This window comes from Adhaeribacter aquaticus DSM 16391 (assembly GCF_000473365.1).
Classification (GTDB): domain Bacteria; phylum Bacteroidota; class Bacteroidia; order Cytophagales; family Hymenobacteraceae; genus Adhaeribacter; species Adhaeribacter aquaticus.
On sequence record NZ_KI421517.1, the window covers coordinates 298,937 to 317,233 of the forward strand.

Annotated in this window: 20 protein-coding genes; all 20 read right to left on the reverse strand. The window is 39.4% G+C overall.

Annotation, left to right across the window (positions count from 1 at the left end):
• Position 1: 1 nt before the first annotated feature.
• The 20 genes from rplE to rpoB all read right to left on the reverse strand — a co-directional run bounded on the left by rplE (position 2) and on the right by rpoB (position 18,273).
• On the reverse strand, positions 2-556 hold the full coding sequence (gene rplE / locus ADHAQ_RS0103210) for a 50S ribosomal protein L5 (RefSeq protein ID WP_026461700.1): 555 nt from the start codon (positions 554-556) through the stop codon (positions 2-4).
• The gene (gene rplX / locus ADHAQ_RS0103215) at positions 556-891 is read right to left on the reverse strand and encodes a 50S ribosomal protein L24 (protein WP_026461701.1); all 336 of its coding nucleotides are present in this window, start codon (positions 889-891) and stop codon (positions 556-558) included. The genes rplE and rplX overlap by 1 nt, the downstream gene beginning before the upstream one ends.
• Before the next feature lies 1 nt (position 892).
• Positions 893-1,261, reverse strand: coding sequence for a 50S ribosomal protein L14 (gene rplN, locus ADHAQ_RS0103220; RefSeq protein ID WP_026461702.1), 369 nt, complete (start codon positions 1,259-1,261; stop codon positions 893-895).
• Position 1,262: 1 nt separating this feature from the next.
• The gene (gene rpsQ, locus ADHAQ_RS0103225) at positions 1,263-1,520 is read right to left on the reverse strand and encodes a 30S ribosomal protein S17 (protein WP_026461703.1); all 258 of its coding nucleotides are present in this window, start codon (positions 1,518-1,520) and stop codon (positions 1,263-1,265) included.
• An 8-nt stretch (positions 1,521-1,528) separates the two neighbouring features.
• Complete coding sequence (gene rpmC / locus ADHAQ_RS0103230) at positions 1,529-1,732, reverse strand: 50S ribosomal protein L29 (protein ID WP_026461704.1); 204 nt, start codon at positions 1,730-1,732, stop codon at positions 1,529-1,531.
• Positions 1,733-1,734: 2 nt separating this feature from the next.
• Positions 1,735-2,157 carry a 50S ribosomal protein L16 gene (rplP, locus tag ADHAQ_RS0103235; RefSeq protein WP_026461705.1) on the reverse strand — a complete coding sequence of 141 codons (423 nt, stop codon included), beginning with the start codon at positions 2,155-2,157 and terminating at the stop codon, positions 1,735-1,737.
• 32 nt (positions 2,158-2,189) lie between these two features.
• The gene (gene rpsC, locus ADHAQ_RS0103240; RefSeq protein WP_026461706.1) at positions 2,190-3,035 is read right to left on the reverse strand and encodes a 30S ribosomal protein S3; all 846 of its coding nucleotides are present in this window, start codon (positions 3,033-3,035) and stop codon (positions 2,190-2,192) included.
• Between the two features lie 9 nt (positions 3,036-3,044).
• The gene (gene rplV, locus ADHAQ_RS0103245; RefSeq protein ID WP_026461707.1) at positions 3,045-3,431 is read right to left on the reverse strand and encodes a 50S ribosomal protein L22; all 387 of its coding nucleotides are present in this window, start codon (positions 3,429-3,431) and stop codon (positions 3,045-3,047) included.
• Positions 3,432-3,433: 2 nt separating this feature from the next.
• Positions 3,434-3,712, reverse strand: a complete 279-nt coding sequence (gene rpsS, locus ADHAQ_RS0103250) for a 30S ribosomal protein S19 (protein ID WP_026461708.1) — start codon at positions 3,710-3,712, stop codon at positions 3,434-3,436.
• A complete protein-coding gene (rplB, locus tag ADHAQ_RS0103255) occupies positions 3,712-4,536 on the reverse strand; it encodes a 50S ribosomal protein L2 (protein ID WP_026461709.1) in 825 nt (274 codons plus the stop codon). The genes rpsS and rplB overlap by 1 nt, the downstream gene beginning before the upstream one ends.
• Before the next feature lie 12 nt (positions 4,537-4,548).
• Positions 4,549-4,836 (reverse strand): 50S ribosomal protein L23, encoded by a 288-nt coding sequence (gene rplW / locus ADHAQ_RS0103260; RefSeq protein ID WP_026461710.1) that lies wholly within the window; start codon positions 4,834-4,836, stop codon positions 4,549-4,551.
• On the reverse strand, positions 4,836-5,468 hold the full coding sequence (gene rplD, locus ADHAQ_RS0103265) for a 50S ribosomal protein L4 (protein WP_026461711.1): 633 nt from the start codon (positions 5,466-5,468) through the stop codon (positions 4,836-4,838). Before rplD ends, rplW begins: the two co-directional genes overlap by 1 nt.
• A gap of 1 nt (position 5,469) precedes the next feature.
• Positions 5,470-6,087 (reverse strand): 50S ribosomal protein L3, encoded by a 618-nt coding sequence (gene rplC / locus ADHAQ_RS0103270; protein ID WP_026461712.1) that lies wholly within the window; start codon positions 6,085-6,087, stop codon positions 5,470-5,472.
• A gap of 174 nt (positions 6,088-6,261) precedes the next feature.
• Positions 6,262-6,567, reverse strand: a complete 306-nt coding sequence (rpsJ, locus tag ADHAQ_RS0103275) for a 30S ribosomal protein S10 (RefSeq protein ID WP_026461713.1) — start codon at positions 6,565-6,567, stop codon at positions 6,262-6,264.
• 11 nt (positions 6,568-6,578) lie between these two features.
• Positions 6,579-8,678, reverse strand: a complete 2,100-nt coding sequence (gene fusA, locus ADHAQ_RS0103280; RefSeq protein WP_026461714.1) for an elongation factor G — start codon at positions 8,676-8,678, stop codon at positions 6,579-6,581.
• A 2-nt stretch (positions 8,679-8,680) separates the two neighbouring features.
• Positions 8,681-9,148, reverse strand: a complete 468-nt coding sequence (gene rpsG / locus ADHAQ_RS0103285) for a 30S ribosomal protein S7 (protein WP_026461715.1) — start codon at positions 9,146-9,148, stop codon at positions 8,681-8,683.
• An 18-nt stretch (positions 9,149-9,166) separates the two neighbouring features.
• Entirely contained in the window at positions 9,167-9,583 is a 417-nt protein-coding gene (gene rpsL / locus ADHAQ_RS0103290) for a 30S ribosomal protein S12 (protein WP_026461716.1), read from the reverse strand.
• A gap of 98 nt (positions 9,584-9,681) precedes the next feature.
• Positions 9,682-9,999, reverse strand: a complete 318-nt coding sequence (locus ADHAQ_RS0103295) for a DUF3467 domain-containing protein (protein ID WP_026461717.1) — start codon at positions 9,997-9,999, stop codon at positions 9,682-9,684.
• 2 nt (positions 10,000-10,001) lie between these two features.
• Entirely contained in the window at positions 10,002-14,315 is a 4,314-nt protein-coding gene (rpoC, locus tag ADHAQ_RS0103300) for a DNA-directed RNA polymerase subunit beta' (protein ID WP_026461718.1), read from the reverse strand.
• Positions 14,316-14,400: 85 nt separating this feature from the next.
• A complete protein-coding gene (gene rpoB / locus ADHAQ_RS0103305) occupies positions 14,401-18,273 on the reverse strand; it encodes a DNA-directed RNA polymerase subunit beta (protein ID WP_026461719.1) in 3,873 nt (1,290 codons plus the stop codon).
• Positions 18,274-18,297 lie beyond the last annotated feature (24 nt).

Sequence of the window (18,297 nt, forward strand, 5' to 3'; positions counted from 1 at the left end):
TCTATTTCTTTATATTCATGAACGGCATACCAAACGCTTTTAATAACTCATAGCTCTCTTCATCGTTTTGAGCAGTAGTTACAAAAGTAATATCCATTCCTGATATTGCTTTAATTTTATCAATACTGATTTCAGGGAAGATAATTTGTTCCTTCACGCCTAAAGTATAATTACCACGGCCATCAAATCCTTTATCGCTAACACCTCTGAAGTCACGAACCCGAGGAAGAGCAATAGTTGTTAACCGATCCAGGAATTCATACATTTTGTCGCCGCGTAAAGTAACACGAGCTCCAATTGGCATACCTTCTCTTAACTTAAAGTTAGAAACTGAAGTTTTAGCCTTAGTTGCTACTGCTTTCTGACCAGCAATAGTAGATAATTCTTCTACTCCTACGTCTACTAATTTCTTATCAGACACAGCACTACCAATACCTTTATTGATGCAGATTTTGGTAATTTTAGGAACCTGCATGATGCTCTTGTATTGAAAACGCTCCTTTAAAGCAGGAACGATTTCATTTGTATATTTTTCTTTTAATCTAGCAGTTGCCATTATATTAAATCTCCTGATTTTTTAGAGTAACGTTGCAGCTTACCATTGTCTCCTAATTTTTTACCTGTACGAACAGCAACACCTGTGGCATCTACTAATTGTACATTGCTTGCGTTAATTGGAGCTTCTAACTTAGTGATTCCACCATTTGGGTTTTTAGCACTTGGTTTGTTTGCTTTGGAAACAATATTAATTCCTTCCACTACAACTTTATTTGTATCAGTCTTCACAGATATGATACGGCCAGTCTTCCCTTTGTCATCACCAGCAATAACTTTAACAGTATCGCCAGTTTTAACATGAAGCTTATGTTTTTGTTCAACTTTTGCTTTCATTCTATAATACTTCAGGAGCTAATGATACGATTTTCATAAATTGTTTTTCACGTAATTCACGTGCAACTGGTCCGAAGATACGAGTACCTCTAGGCTCATCGTTGTTGTTTAATAAAACAGCAGCGTTATCGTCAAAACGAATATAAGAACCATCTTTGCGACGAATTTCTTTTTTAGTTCTAACTACTACTGCTTTTGAAACAGCGCCTTTTTTTACGTTGCCAGAGGATAAAGCTGATTTTACAGTTACTACGATTTTATCACCGATAGAAGCGTATTTTTTGCCTGTACCACCCAATACCCGGATAACCAAAACTTCTTTGGCTCCACTGTTATCTGCTACAGATAATCTTGATTCCTGCTGTACCATATTATTTCGCTCTTTCTATTATTTCGACTAAACGCCAGTTCTTTGTTTTGCTCAATGGACGAGTTTCCATAATACGAACAACATCACCGATGCCACATTCGTTCTTTTCGTCGTGAGCCATAAATTTATTAGACTTAGTTAAGAACTTACCATATATAGGGTGTTTAGTTCTGCTTTCGACTAATACGGTAATAGATTTGTCCATTTTATTGCTGACAACCTTACCGGTTCTTTCTTTTCTTAGATTTCTATCTTCCATTGTAATTGTTATTTAGAAGTTGCCTCTAATTCACGTTTTCTTAATTCAGTTCTAAGACGCGCAATCAATTTACGTGATTGATTAATTCTTAAAGGGTTTTCTAATGGAGAAATAGAATGCGCAAATCTTAGCGTTTGGCCATTTGTTACTTCTGCATTAACGCGCTCTTTCAACTCTTCCAGTGACAGAGCTTGGATTTCTGAATATTTCATAACTATTTCTCTACGTAATCTCTACGTACTACAAATTTTGTTTTTACTGGAAGCTTTTGTGCCGCCAATCTTAAAGATTCTTGGGCAGTTTCTAATGGAACACCATCAGATTCAAATAAAATCGTTCCTGGTTTTACTACTGCTACCCAATACTCTGGGGAACCTTTACCTTTACCCATCCGAACTTCAGCTGGCTTTTTAGTAATAGGTTTATCTGGGAATATCCGGATCCAAACCTGACCTTCACGTTTCATAGCACGGGTCATGGCAATACGAGCAGCTTCAATTTGACGGCTGGTAATCCAGGAAGCTTCCAATGATTTTATAGCAAATGATCCGAAGGAGATAGAGCTACCACGATGGGCTAACCCTTTAACTCTACCCTTCTGCATTTTTCTATATACGGTCCTTTTCGGCTGTAACATCTTCTATATCTATTTTGATATTGTCTTATAAATTATCTTCTGCCGCCACGGTTTCCGCCGCCGCCAGAGTTATTGTTCCGGCGTGGTCCGCCATTGTTATCTTTCCGGTCTTTAGAACCGAATTCACCACCAGCTCTACGGCCACCACGGTCACCACCACGATCATTCCGGTTATCACCACGTGATCCACGCTCGTTACCACCTTGTGCATTAGCAGGCTTAGCTGGTTCCTGGTTAGGTGATAAGTCTTTTTTACCAAAAACTTCACCTTTGAAGATCCACACTTTAATACCTAATTTGCCATATACAGTCTGTGCTTCTGATAAAGCATAATCAATATCAGCACGTAAAGTATGCAATGGAGTTCTACCTTCTTTATAGTGTTCAGTACGGGCCATTTCAGCACCACCTAACCGACCAGAAACTTGAACCTTGATACCTTCAGCACCTACACGTAAAGCAGCTTGAATAGCTTGCTTCATGGCACGGCGGAAAGAAATACGAGCCTGTAATTGTTGAGCGATAGATTCTCCAACTAGTTTAGCATCTAATTCTGGACGCTTAATTTCGTAGATGTTTATTTGAACATCTTTGCTGGTGATTTTCTTTAACTCTTCTTTAATTTTATCTACTTCCTGACCACCTTTACCAATTACCACGCCCGGACGAGCAGTGTTGATTGTAATGGTTATCCGCTTAAGTGTTCTTTCAATAATAATTCTTGAAATTCCGCCTTTAGGAATACGAGCTAGTATATATTTTCTAATTTTCTCATCTTCGATGAGTTTGTCAGCGAAATCTTTTCCTCCATACCAATTAGAATCCCATCCTTTGATGATTCCTAATCTTAAACCTACTGGATTAACTTTTTGTCCCATTATTACAAACTATTTCGCTTTATTTGACTTTTTAGAAACATTGATCTCTTCCTCTGTGCGGCTGTCAATTACAAGCGTTACATGATTTGATCTTTTACGGATACGGTGACCTCTTCCTTGTGGAGCAGGACGAAGACGCTTTAACATTTTGCCTTCATCAACTCTAATTTCTTTTATATACAAGTTAGATTCTTCTATTCTCGCATCCTCATTTTTCTGTTGCCAGTTAGATAAAGCTGATAATAAAAGCTTTTCTATTTTTTCTGCACCAGCGTTAGCTTCAAACTTTAATAAACCTAAAGCTTTGTTAACACTCTGGCCTCTTACCAAACCTGCCACTAAACGCATTTTGCGAGGAGAGGTAGGTACATTTTTTAATTTAGCTACTGCTTCCATGATTATCTCTTACCTTTATCTTTTTTAGCAATATGGCCTCTAAAGTTTCTTGTTGGAGCGAATTCTCCTAATTTGTGACCTACCATATTTTCTGTAACATAAACTGGAATAAATTTATTTCCATTGTGTACAGCAAATGTATGGCCTACAAAGTCAGGAGAAATCATGGAACGACGTGACCAAGTCTTTATAACAGCTTTTTTACCGCTGTCATCCATTGCAGTTACTTTCTTTTCGAGCCTGAAGTCAATATATGGCCCTTTTTTTAATGATCTTCCCATTATTTTTTACCTCTATTAACAATCAGGTTCTCTGAATATTTATTTTTATTTCTGGTTTTCTTACCTTTTGCAAATAAACCTTTACGAGATCTAGGTTGACCTCCTGAAGATTTACCTTCACCACCACCCATAGGGTGATCTACTGGGTTCATAGCTACACCTCTTACACGTGGACGGATACCTAACCAGCGGCTTCTACCAGCCTTGCCTAAGTTAACGTTCATATGATCAGAGTTTGAAACTGTACCTATGGTCGCCATACAAGTAACCAAAACCATTCTCATTTCCCCTGAAGGTAATTTTAGAGTCGCATATTTACTCTCACGTGCCACTAACTGGGCATAAGTACCTGCGCTTCTGGCAAGGGTACCACCATTACCTGGCATTAATTCAATATTGTGAACAATAGTTCCCAAAGGTATATTAGAAAGAGGTAAACAATTTCCAACCTCTGGCGCTACGTCTGGTCCGGAAACCACAACCTGGTCTACTTTTAAACCGGTTGGAGCTAAAATATAGCTCTTTTCACCATCAGCATAAAATAATAATGCGATACGTGCTGTTCTGTTTGGATCGTACTCTATTGCTTTAACAGTAGCAGGTACACCAAACTTAGTTCTTTTGAAGTCAATGATCCGGTATCTTTTCTTATGGCCACCACCTACATAGCGCATGGTCATTTTACCATCATTGTTTCTACCACCAGATTTTTTGATAGGTGCCAACAAAGACTTTTCAGGAGCCTTAGCCGTAACTTCATCAAATTGCGGGGCTATTCTGAATCTTTGACCTGGTGTTGTTGGTCTTAGTTTTTTTAATGCCATTTTTATTTATAATTAAATGCCGCTATAAAAATCAATTACTTCACCTGCTTTCAGGCTCACAATTGCTTTTTTAACTAATGGTTTACGACCACTAACTACACCGGCTTTTGTATTTTTAACCTTTAACTTTCCTTGGGTGCGCATTGTAGAAACTTTCTCAACTGTAACGCCATACAGTTTTTCTACAGCTTTTTTTATCTCTACCTTATTAGCATTTTTATCTACTTCAAAGGCATATTTACCTACCTCATTCTGGGAAGTAAATTTTTCTGTTACGATAGGTCTTTTTAAAACTTGCATTATTCTGCGCTGTAAAGTTGTTCTAAAGTTTTTAACGAATCTTCAGTAAGCAGTAAAGTGTCTGCATTTAAAAGATCGTAAGTATTTAAGTTAGCTGCTTCAGCCACTTTTACTTTTTGCAAGTTCCGGCTAGATAAATATACTTTTTCATCTTTCTGAGCCGTAACAATTAAAGTTTTGCGTTCAGCAACCTTCAAGTTAGTTAGGATACCTGCAAAAGCACTTGTTTTTGGTGCTTCAATAGTAAAAGCATCCACTAAAGCTACTTTATTGTTTCTTGCTAAGGTTGAAAGAGCAGATAAACGAGCTATGTTCTTTAACTTTTTATTAAGTTTAAAGCTATAATTTCTTGGTCTTGGACCAAATACACGCCCACCACCAATAAACACTGGCGATTTCATGCTACCTGCACGAGCGCCACCTGTTCCTTTTTGCTTTTTCAGCTTTTTTGTTGTACCAGAAACCTCGTTACGTTCCTTGGATTTATGAGTACCTTGGCGTTGATTTGCCAGATACTGTTTTACATCCAGATACATAGCATGCGTATTTGGTTCAATACCAAATACCGCATCCGAAAGAGTTACCTTTCTACCTGTATCCTGTCCTGTGCTATTTAATACAGAAAGCTCCATTTTATTTCTCTAAAACTACAAATGAATTTTTGGCACCTGGAACGGAACCACTAACAAGAATTAAATTTTTATCGGCAATAACACGTAGTACTCTTAAATTTTGTACTTTAACTCTGTCATTACCCATACGACCCGCCATACGCATACCTTTGAATACGCGAGAAGGCCAAGAACAAGCTCCAATTGAACCTGGGTGTCTTGCTCTGTTGTGCTGACCGTGGGTTTGGCCACCAACACCACTAAAGTTATATCTTTTTACAACTCCCTGAAAACCTTTACCTTTAGATGTACCTACTACATCCAAAAATTCACCTTCTTCAAAAAGATCTGCCTTGATTGTATCACCTAAGTTGAAATCTTCCGCATCTGTTCTGAATTCAACAACTTTTACCTTAGGTGTTGCGTTTGCTTTTTTAAAGTGACCAAGTTCAGCTTTGTTTGCTAATTTCTCTTTTTTGTCACCATAGCCCAATTGAACAGCCTTATAGCCATCTACTTCAATTGTTTTCACTTGTGTTACCACACACGGACCTGCCTCAATAAGCGTAGCGGCTACGCTTTTTCCGTCAGGTGTGAAGAGGCTTGTCATTCCGATTTTTCTACCGATTATTCCAGGCATTCTACTTTCTGATTATTTCTATCTAATAAACGATTACTTCCCTTCTCTAAGGGAGTGCAAAGATACTACTTTTATTTTTCTTTTTACAAACTGTTTGTAAATTATTTTGTATTAATAAGATAAAAAAAGAACCGACATAAATGCCGGTTCTTTTTTTATTTGTCTGGTTCTTTATCAAACCTTTATTTCAACATCAACACCACTTGGTAATTCTAGTTTCATTAAGGCATCAACCGTTTTTGAACTAGTAGAATAAATATCTACTAATCTTTTATAAGTACAAAGTTGAAACTGCTCACGTGCTTTTTTGTTAACGTGCGGTGAACGTAATACAGTATATATATCCTTTTCTGTTGGTAACGGAATTGGACCACTTACTATGGCACCGGTAGTTTTTACCGCTTTTACGATTTTTTCAGCAGATTTATCTACTAAATTATGGTCGTAAGATTTTAATTTTATTCTTATTTTTTGGTTCATTTTTGTTTCAACTATTTACCAGTACCTTTTATTTTAGCTACAATCGCCTCGGCCAAGTTTGTTGGCACTTGCTCGTAATGCGAAATAGTAATGTTTGCAGTTGCACGACCTGAAGTTAATGTTCTTAAATCAGTTACATAACCAAACAGTTCGGATAAAGGCACATCTGCTTTTATTACCTGTGATCCAGCTTTAGTATCCATACCTTTCATTAAACCTCTTCTACGGTTTAAGTCACCAGTTACCGGACCTGTATATTCGTCAGGTGTTACCACCTCAATAGCCATTATTGGTTCTAATAATCTTGGGCTACATTTTCTGGCTGCTTCTTTAAAACCTTGACGAGCTGCTAATTCAAATGATAATGCATCAGAGTCAACATCATGATAAGAACCGTGGAATAAGCGCACTTTCATTGACTCGATTGGGTAACCTGCCAATACGCCTTCTTTCATTGATTCCTCGAAACCTTTTTGAATAGCTGGAATAAATTCTTTTGGAATTACGCCACCCACAATTCCATTAACAAACTCCAATCCTGGTTTTCCATCTTCTCTTGGTCCTATTTCAAATACGATATCACCGTATTTACCACGACCACCAGATTGCTTTTTGTAAGTTTCACGGTGTTCAACAGAAGAAGTTATGGTTTCTTTGTAAGCTACCTGAGGAGCACCTTGGTTGATTTCTACCTTGAACTCGCGTTTCATACGGTCCATGATAATCTCCAGGTGAAGTTCTCCCATACCACGTAGAATTGTTTGTCCTGTTTCGTGGTCAGTATTTACTTGTAAGGTTGGATCTTCTTCTACCAGTTTAGCAATAGCCATACCCATTTTATCAGCATCTGCTTGAGTTTTTGGCTCAATGGCATATCCAATAACTGGTTCTGGGAAGTCCATTGCTTCTAATACAATTTTCGCATCCTGGGCACAAAGGGTATCTCCGGTTTTGATATCTTTAAAACCTACTACCGCTCCAATATCACCAGCACCTAAACGCTCAATGGCATTTTGCTTGTTGGCGTGCATTTGGAAAATACGGGAAATACGTTCTTTATTATTAGAACGAGTATTGAATACATACGAACCTGATTCCAATACGCCTGAATAAGCTCTAATAAAGCAAAGACGGCCTACATAAGGGTCAGTTGCAATTTTAAATGCTAAAGCTGCAAATGGTTCTGATTCAGATGGCTTTCTTATTACCTCTGCACCTGTATCAGGGTTAGTACCAGTGATGCTTTCTTTATCTAATGGCGATGGGCAAAGAGCCATTACATAATCCAACATTGTTTGCACTCCTTTGTTTTTGAAAGAAGATCCACACAACATAGGAACGATTGCCATATCGATAGTAGCTTTACGCAATGCATTCATGATTTCTGCTTCTGTGATCGTTTCCGGATCATCGAAGTATTTTTCCATTAATGACTCATCGTAATCAGCTACTGCTTCTAATAATTTTTCGCGGTATTCTGTAGCCTCTTCTAACATATCGTCCGGAATTGGAACCTCCGTAAAGGTCATACCTTTATCGTGCTCATTCCAAACAATACCTCTGAAGTTTACTAAGTCAACAACACCTTTGAAATCATCTTCAGCACCAATTGGTAACTGTAATGCTACGGCGTTGCTACCTAACATTTCTTTTACCTGGCGAACCACATTTAAGAAATCAGCTCCTGAACGGTCCATTTTATTAACGAAACCAATACGAGCAACATTATAGTTGTTTGCTAAACGCCAGTTTGTTTCAGACTGTGGTTCTACACCATCAACAGCTGAGAATAAAAACACTAAACCATCCAACACCCGTAAAGAACGGTTTACCTCTACTGTAAAGTCTACGTGACCTGGAGTATCAATAATGTTGATGTGGTATTTATCGCCTCTGTATTCCCAATTTACTGTTGTAGCGGCAGAAGTGATAGTTATACCTCTTTCCTGCTCTTGCTCCATCCAGTCCATGGTAGCTGCACCATCGTGCACCTCCCCAATTTTATGACTAACACCAGCATAATATAAAATACGCTCAGTGGTAGTGGTCTTGCCAGCATCAATGTGCGCAGCAATACCTATATTTCTTGTGAATTTTAAATCGCGCGCCATTTCTAGAATCTAAAGTGGGAGAATGCTTTGTTTGCTTCTGCCATTCTATGTGTATCATCTTTTTTCTTCACCGCAGCACCTTCGCCTTTGGCAGCAGCAATAATTTCACCAGCTAATTTATCAGTCATGGTTTTCTCACCACGTCTTCTAGCGTACAAAATCATCCACTTCATTCCTAAAGAAACCTTTCTGTCTGGTCTTACTTCAGTTGGAACCTGGAAAGTAGCACCACCTACCCGACGGCTTTTTACTTCCACACTTGGCGTAATATTATTTAACGCCTTTCTCCACTGCTCTAATCCGTTTTCTTTAGTACGTTTTTCTACTACGTCGCAAGCATCGTAGAATATATTATAAGCTACACTCTTCTTACCATCAAACATTAAGTAGTTTACAAAACGGGTTACTAATGTTTCTTTATATTTTGGATCAGGAAGAAGAAGTCTTTTCTTAGGTTTTGCTTTTCTCATCTTAGTAATAATGTATTATTATTTTTTCTTACCGCCTTTACCTGCAGCAGCTGCTGGTTGCCCTGGCTTCGGACGTTTTGCTCCGTATTTAGATCTTCTTTGCAATCTTCCGTTTACACCGGCAGTATCTAATGCACCGCGGATAATATGGTAGCGAACGCCTGGTAAGTCTTTTACACGGCCACCTCTGATTAACACAATGGAGTGTTCCTGTAAATTATGACCTTCACCCGGTATGTAAGCGTTTACCTCTTTCCCATTTGTTAAGCGCACACGAGCAACTTTACGCATAGCGGAATTAGGTTTCTTAGGGGTTGTTGTATAAACCCTGGTGCACACCCCTCGTCTCTGTGGACAAGAATCTAAGGCTGGAGATTTTGACTTTGTGGTCAATTTTTCTCTACCTTTTCGTACTAATTGTTGTATAGTAGGCATTTACTAAATTTTTATAAGAACTCTTCTTCTTGATTTTTTTGGTCTGCAAAGGTACAAAAAACCTTTTGCAAATTCAAACATTTATTTTTTATAATTAATTAAGCTTCACCGATATTGCCTCCAAAATTCATTGGAAAGCTTGGTTCTTCTACAGTTTGCTTTATATCACCAAAGCTTTCTTCAAACCTTTTGATATTATCAGCCAGAGCTGCTAATAGTCTTTTAGCATGCTCTGGCGTGATAACAATTCTAGCTTTTACTTTGGCTTTTGGGATACCAGGCATCAAGCGGATAAAGTCAATTACAAACTCACTACTGGAGTGGGCAATCATAGCTAAATTAGCATATTGACCTTCTGCAATCTCCTCGCTCAACTCAATGTTGATCTGATTTTCCTGTGGTGCCTCTTTTGCCATTATTATTTGTTTTGTAATTCCGCCTGACGGGCTTTAGTTGCTTGTTTAGAAGAAACTAAGTTATCGTATTCCTCTTTCGACCCTACAATTAACTTTGTATATTCTCTTAAACCAGTACCAGCTGGTATCAGGTGACCTACAATTACGTTTTCTTTCAGGCCAAGTAATTCATCTGCCTTACCTCTGATAGCAGCCTCACTTAATACCTTAGTTGTTTCCTGGAAGGAAGCAGCAGAGATAAAGCTTTGCGTACCCAAGGAAGCCTGTGTAATACCTTGTAAAGTTGGACGAGAAACAGCTGGCTGTGCATCGCGTACAGTTACTACACGTAAATCGCGGCGTTTTAAGCTAGAGTTTTCATCCCGTAATCTTCTGGCTGTAACAATCTGACCTGGTTTCAGGTTTGGTGAATCACCGGCATCTTCTACTACTTTCATATCGATAATCATGTCGTTTTCTTCGATAAATGTTATCTTATCAACTACCTGATTCTCTAAGAAAGAAGTATCTCCCGGATCCATTACTACTACCTTCTGCATCATCTGACGAACTACCACTTCAATGTGTTTGTCATTAATCTTTACACCCTGCAAACGATAAACCTCCTGAATTTCATTTACCAGGTACTCTTGTACAGCACCAGGGCCTTGAATATTCAATATGTCGTTTGGTGTAATGGCTCCATCAGATAATGGCATACCAGCCCGGATAAAGTCGTTATCCTGAACTAAGATATGTTTAGACAATGGCACCATGTATTTTTTCTTCACGCCATCTTTAGACTCGATGAAGATTTCACGGTTACCACGTTTGATACCACCGTAGGTTACTACCCCGTCTATTTCACTAACCACAGCAGGATTAGATGGGTTCCGGGCTTCAAATAATTCTGTTACTCTTGGCAGACCACCTGTAATGTCACGGGTTTTACCAATAGCACGTGGAATCTTAGCAATAATCTGACCTGCACTTATCTTTTCTGCGTCTTCTACTGTTAAGTGTGCCCCTACCGGAATGTTGTAGCTTTTACGCTCACCACTTCTAGCTGCAACTGCAATAGATGGGTTTTGAGTTTTATCTTTGGTTTCGATAATAACTTTTTCCCGGTGACCAGTTTGTTCATCAGATTCCTCCCGGTAAGTAACACCTTCAATTAAGGCTTCATACTCAATTACACCATCGTATTCTGATAAGATTACTGCGTTATATGGATCCCAAACACATATTTCATCGCCTTTAGCAATTTCCTGTCCTTCTTTAACCATTAAGAAGGAACCATATGGTACGTGATTACTGATTAACACTTTGCCTGTACCCGGCTCCACTACTCTTACCTCACCAGAACGTCCCATTACTACTTTAACCGGAGTTCCTTCATTGTTAACAGTGTCAATGGTCCGAACATCTTCGAACTCAATAACCCCATTAAATTTGGCCCGGATAGCGGCATCTACTGCAATGTTAGAAGCAGTACCACCTACGTGGAAAGTACGAAGTGTTAACTGAGTACCTGGCTCACCAATAGATTGTGCTGCAATAACACCTACGGCTTCACCTTTTTGTACCATGCGGCCAGAAGCTAAGTTACGGCCGTAGCATTTTGCACATATACCACGCTTGCTTTCACAGGTTAATACTGAACGTATTTCCACTGTTTCAATGCTAGTTGCATCAATACGTTTGGTTATTTCTTCAGTAATTTCTTTTCCTGCTTCTAGGATCAACTCGTTATTAAGCGGGTCAATAATATCATGAACATTAACACGTCCTAAAATTCTCTCAGAAAGTGACTCTACGATATCTTCATTATCTTTTAAAGCACTTACTTCAAGACCACGTAAGGTACCACAATCAACCTCATTTACAATCACGTCCTGAGATACGTCTACCAGACGACGGGTTAGGTAACCAGCATCCGCAGTTTTAAGCGCAGTATCGGCAAGACCTTTACGCGCACCGTGGGTAGAAATAAAGTACTCGATTACGTCCAAGCCTTCTTTGAAGTTAGACAAGATCGGGTTTTCAATAATTTCACCTACAGAACCCTGTAATGATTTTTGAGGTTTCGCCATCAGACCCCGCATACCACCTAACTGACGAATCTGCTCACGGGAACCACGGGCTCCGGAGTGCATCATCATATAGATTGAGTTGAAGCCTTGGTCGTCTTTTTCCAGACGGCCCATCAAAGTTTCTGTGATCTGGTTGTTAATACGTGTCCAGATATCAATAACCTGGTTGTAACGCTCATTATCGGTAATCAGACCCATAGAGTAGTTAGCCCAAACCGCATCTACATCTTTTTTAGCCTGCGCTACCAGAATATCTTTTTCTTTTGGAATAACAATATCACCAAGACCCATTGACAAGCCACCTTTGAAGGCAGTCTGGAATCCTAATGTTTTGATATCGTCTAGGAATTGAGCAGTCCGCGCCATTCCGGTTACTTTGAATACGCGGGAAATAATTTGCTGTAACTTTTTCTTTGTTAAAAGTTCATCCACAAATCCAACTTCTTCCGGAACAAATTGATTGAATAATACCCGGCCGGCAACAGTTTCAATAATTTTAGTTACCAGTTGTTCATTTTCATCACGTACTTTAGTTCTTACTTTGATGAAAGCATGTTTAGATAAACGACCTTCATTTATAGCAATAACTACTTCTTCTGCGCTGTAGAAAGACATGCCTTCACCAGCAATATTTTCATTTTCAGTAGTACGTTTTCCTTTAGTTACATAATATAAACCTAGAACCATGTCCTGAGAAGGTACTGCAATTGGTGCACCGTTAGCAGGGTTCAGAATATTATGTGAGGCCAACATTAACATAGAGGCTTCCAGAATTGCTGCCGGTCCTAATGGAACGTGCACCGCCATCTGGTCACCATCAAAGTCAGCGTTGAATGCCGTACATACTAATGGATGTAACTGAATAGCTTTACCTTCAATTAACTTTGGCTGGAAAGCTTGAATACCTAGACGGTGTAGCGTAGGAGCCCGGTTTAAAAGAACTGGGTGACCTTTTAGAACATTTTCTAAAATATCCCACACTACCGGATCTTTCCGGTCTACAATTTTCTTTGCTGATTTTACCGTTTTAACTATACCCCGTTCAATAAGTTTGCGGATAATGAACGGCTTGAATAACTCAGCTGCCATATTTTTAGGCAGACCGCATTCGTGCAGTTTTAACTCAGGACCTACTACAATAACCGAACGACCAGAATAATCAACCCGCTTACCTAATAAATTTTGACGGAAACGACCTTGCTTACCTTTCAGCATATCTGAAAGTGATTTCAAGGCACGGTTACCTTCGGCACGAACTGCGTTTACTTTACGAGAGTTGTCGAACAAGGAGTCAACCGCTTCCTGTAACATACGCTTCTCATTACGCAGAATTACTTCCGGCGCTTTAATTTCTATTAACCGTTTCAAACGGTTGTTCCGGATGATAACGCGACGATATAAGTCATTTAAGTCAGAGGTAGCAAAACGGCCACCATCCAACGGAACTAACGGACGCAATTCTGGTGGAATAACTGGCACCATACGGATTACCATCCACTCTGGTCTGTTCTCTATACGAGTTGCAGCATCCCGGAAAGCTTCAACTACCCGCAGACGTTTTAAGGCTTCGCCCTTACGTTGCTGTGATGTTTCGTGAGCCGCTGAGTAACGTAAGTCGTAAGATAAGTCATCCAGGTTAATCCGCTGTAATAACATCTCTAATGCATCCGCACCCATTTTGGCGATAAATTTATTAGGATCGCTGTTATCCAGCATCTGGTTTTCACGAGGTAACTTATCGATCATATCCAGATACTCATCTTCCGTTAAGAAGTCCAGTTGGTTAACGCCATCTTCAGCCAGAATACCAGGCTGCACTACTACATATCTTTCGTAATAGATAATCTGGTCTAATTTTTTGGTTGGCAAACCTAACAGGTAACCAATTTTATTTGGCAAAGATTTGAAGTACCAGATATGTGCTACCGGTACAACTAACTCTATGTGGCCCATGCGCTCACGACGTACCTTTTTCTCGGTTACCTCTACCCCACAACGGTCACAAATAATGCCTTTATATCGGATTCGCTTATATTTACCACAGTGGCATTCCCAATCTTTAACCGGACCAAAAATACGCTCACAGAACAAACCGCCCATTTCAGGCTTGTAAGTCCGGTAGTTGATGGTTTCCGGTTTCGTTACCTCACCGTTGGAACGCTCCAGAATAGATTCCGGAGACGCCAGGCTAATGGTAACTTTAGAGAAGTCCTGGTTTAATTTTTTATTTTTTGCAAATGCCATTTTTCAGATATAATAATTTGAAAATACTATTTCTAATAACGAAAAGAAGAGTAGCAACTTGCCGATGCTACTCAATTTTCATTATCTAGTCTAAGGTAATCTCTAGCGCTAAACCTCTTAATTCGTGAATCAATACGTTGAAAGATTCCGGGATATTTGGTTTTGGCAACACGTCGCCTTTTACAATAGCTTCGTAAGCCTTAGCTCTACCAATTACATCATCCGACTTCACCGTCAGGATTTCCTGCAGTACGTGAGAAGCCCCAAAGGCCTCCAGCGCCCACACTTCCATTTCACCGAAACGCTGACCACCAAATTGAGCTTTACCACCCAATGGTTGCTGCGTAATCAGGGAGTATGGTCCGATTGAACGGGCGTGCATCTTATCATCCACTAAGTGACCTAATTTCAGCATGTAAATTACCCCAACTGTAACTGGTTGATCAAAACGATCTCCGGTTAATCCGTCGTGCAGGTAAGTACGACCATATACAGGTAATCCAGCAGCTTTAAGCTCTTCCGAAACTTGCGCATCTGTAGCACCGTCAAAAATAGGCGTAGAATATTTCTTACCCATTTTAAGACCAGCCCATCCTAATACTGTTTCGTAGATCTGACCAATGTTCATCCGAGAAGGTACCCCAAGTGGGTTCAATACGATATCCATTGGTGTTCCGTCTTCCAGGAACGGCATATCTTCTTCACGTACAATCCGGGCTACAACCCCTTTGTTACCATGACGACCTGCCATTTTATCACCAACTTTAAGCTTACGTTTCTTGGCAATATAAACTTTAGCTAACTGCACAATACCTGCTGGTAATTCATCACCTACTTCCAGCGTAAATCTCTCACGTTTGAAGCGGGCAGAGATCATGTTGCGGCGTTTGTTATAGTTCTTCACTAATTCCGCCAACATGGTATTGGTTCTTTCTTCGGTAGTCCAGTTTTCCAGAATCAAATCCTTAAACATATTCACCTCTTCCGGAACGGAGTAATTGCTCTCGTCTTTGTAAGGGTTTTTGTCCGGGAATAAATTCTCAACAATATTTCTGCGGGAGAACTTCACGCCTTTCGACATGATCTCATCCCCGAATTTATGTTTTACACCTTGGGAGGTCTTACCATCAAGTAGTTGAACCAGTTTGTCCATCATTACAACTTTTACTGCTTTCAGTTCATCGTTGTATTTAGACTTTAAGTCTTCAACTTCTTTCTTAGACTTAGCCCGGAGGTTTTTATCTTTTTTAGGACGGGAGAATAATTTAGTATCTATTACCACCCCGTTTAATGATGGAGGTGCCTTAAGGGATGCATCTTTCACATCACCTGCTTTGTCCCCAAAGATAGCCCGTAAAAGCTTTTCTTCCGGCGTTGGATCGGTTTCACCTTTAGGTGTAATCTTACCAATCAGGATATCTCCTTCTTTAACTTCAGCACCTTCACGGATGATACCATTTTCATCTAAATTACGAACAGCTTCTTCACTTACGTTTGGAATTTCTGAAGTTAATTCTTCTTCTCCCCGTTTCGTCTCACGAACTTCCAGTTCAAATTCTTCAATATGAATGGATGTAAATACGTCATCTCTTACTACTTTTTCGGAGATAACAATAGCATCCTCGAAGTTGTACCCCTGCCAAGGCATAAAGGCAACTTGTAAGTTACGTCCTAAAGCTAATTCACCGTCATTGGTTGCATAACCTTCGCACAAAGCTTGTCCTTTTGTAACAACCTGTCCTTTTTTAACAATTGGAGTTAAGTTAATACAAGTATCCTGGTTAGTTCTTCTGAACTTAATCAGGTCATAGGTTACAAACTCAGCATCGAAGCTTATTAATTTATCTTCATCAGTTAAGTCGTATTTAACTACAACTTTATCTGCATCTACATAATCAATCACCCCAGAACCTTCAGCAACTACTAAAGCACGCGAGTCTATAGCTGCACGAGCCTCTAAACCTGTACCTACAATTGGAGCTTGTGGCTTTAATAACGGAACAGCCTGACGTTGCATGTTAGATCCCATTAAGGCCCGGTTAGCATCATCATGTTCCAGGAAAGGAATTAAAGATGCGGCAACCGAAACAATTTGGTTTGGAGCAATATCCATATAGGTATATGCTTCCGGATCTGTAACTGGGAAGTCACCCTCAAAACGACCTTTAACTTTATCATTGATAAAGTTACCGTTCTCATCTATTCGGGCATTTGCCTGAGCAATGTGGTGCGTATCTTCTTCTTCCGCTGTTAAATACTTAACATCAGATTCAATTTCAACCCGACCATCAGATACTCTCCGATATGGTGTTTCAATGAAGCCCATGCTATTTACCCTAGCATGTACACACAGCGAAGAAATCAAACCAATGTTCGGTCCCTCTGGTGTTTCAATGGTACATAAACGACCATAATGGGTATAATGCACGTCACGTACTTCAAAACCAGCTCTTTCCCGAGATAAACCTCCAGGTCCTAATGCAGATACCCGGCGTTTATGCGTAATTTCAGCTAATGGATTTGTTTGGTCCATGAACTGAGATAATTGGTTTGTACCGAAGAAGGAATTTATTACAGAAGATAAAGTCCGGGCGTTTATTAAATCAACCGGCTTAAATTCTTCATTATCCCGTACGTTCATCCGTTCCTTAATGGTTCGGGCCATACGTGCTAAACCAACACCAAACTGCGCGTATAATTGTTCACCAACTGTTCTAACCCGACGATTAGATAAGTGGTCAATATCATCAACTACAGCCTTAGAGTTTATTAACCCAATCAGATACTTCACAATTAACACAATGTCTTCATTGGTTAATACTTTAGCATCCCAATTGGAATCTAATCCTAACTTTTTGTTTATCCGGTAACGGCCAACATCTCCTAAATCATAACGCTTATCCGAGAAGAACAATTTCTGGATAATATCACGAGCAGTTTCCACGTCAGGAGCTTCTGTATTCCGCAGCTGACGGTAAATTTGCTCCACAGCTTCCTGCTCAGAGTTTGAATTATCTTTTTGAAGAGTGTTATAGATGATGGTAAAGTCAGCTATGTTTATGTTTTCCCGGTGCAGGATAATAGACTTAGCACCAGAATCCATAATTGTTTCAATATCACTTTCTGCAATAATTGAATCCCGCTCTAAAAGAATTTCATTCCTATCAATTGAAACAACCTCGCCAGTATCCTCATCCACAAAATCTTCTGTCCAGGTTCTCAGAACTCTGGCAGCCAATTTACGGCCAACAACACCTTTTAACGTTTTTTCCTCTGCTTTAACTTCTTCGGAAAGGCCAAATAAATCTAATATATCTTTATCTGTACCATACCCAATTGCCCGCAGTAAGGTAGTAACCGGGAATTTCTTTTTACGGTCTATATATGCATACATCACGTTGTTAACGTCTGTAGCAAATTCAATCCAAGAACCTTTAAAAGGAATAATTCTGGCTGAGTATAGTTTTGTTCCGTTTGTGTGTTTACTTTGTGCAAAGAAAACACCTGGAGACCGGTGTAACTGAGAAACAATTACACGTTCAGCACCGTTGATAACAAAAGAACCTTTTTCCGTCATGTAAGGAATATTTCCTAAGAAAACTTCCTGTTCGATGGTTTCAAAATCCTCATTATCATCATCGTTACAAACTAAACGTAACTTTGCTTTTAAAGGAACTGAATAAGTTAAACCTCTATCAATACATTCATCCACTGAATATTTTGGTGGATCAACATGGTAATCTATAAATTCTAAAACAAAATTCTCCCTGGAATCAGAGATAGGAAAGTTTTCAGCAAATACTTTGAAAAGCCCTTCATCTGTTCTGTTTTCAGCAGCTGTCTCCAACTGGAAGAAATCACGGAAAGATTGTAATTGAACGTCTAGGAAATCCGGATAATCAATTACCGGCGTAATGGAGGCAAAATTAATGCGCTCCGTAATTTTATTTATAGCCAAAACTTCTTCAGTTTAAAGTTTAAA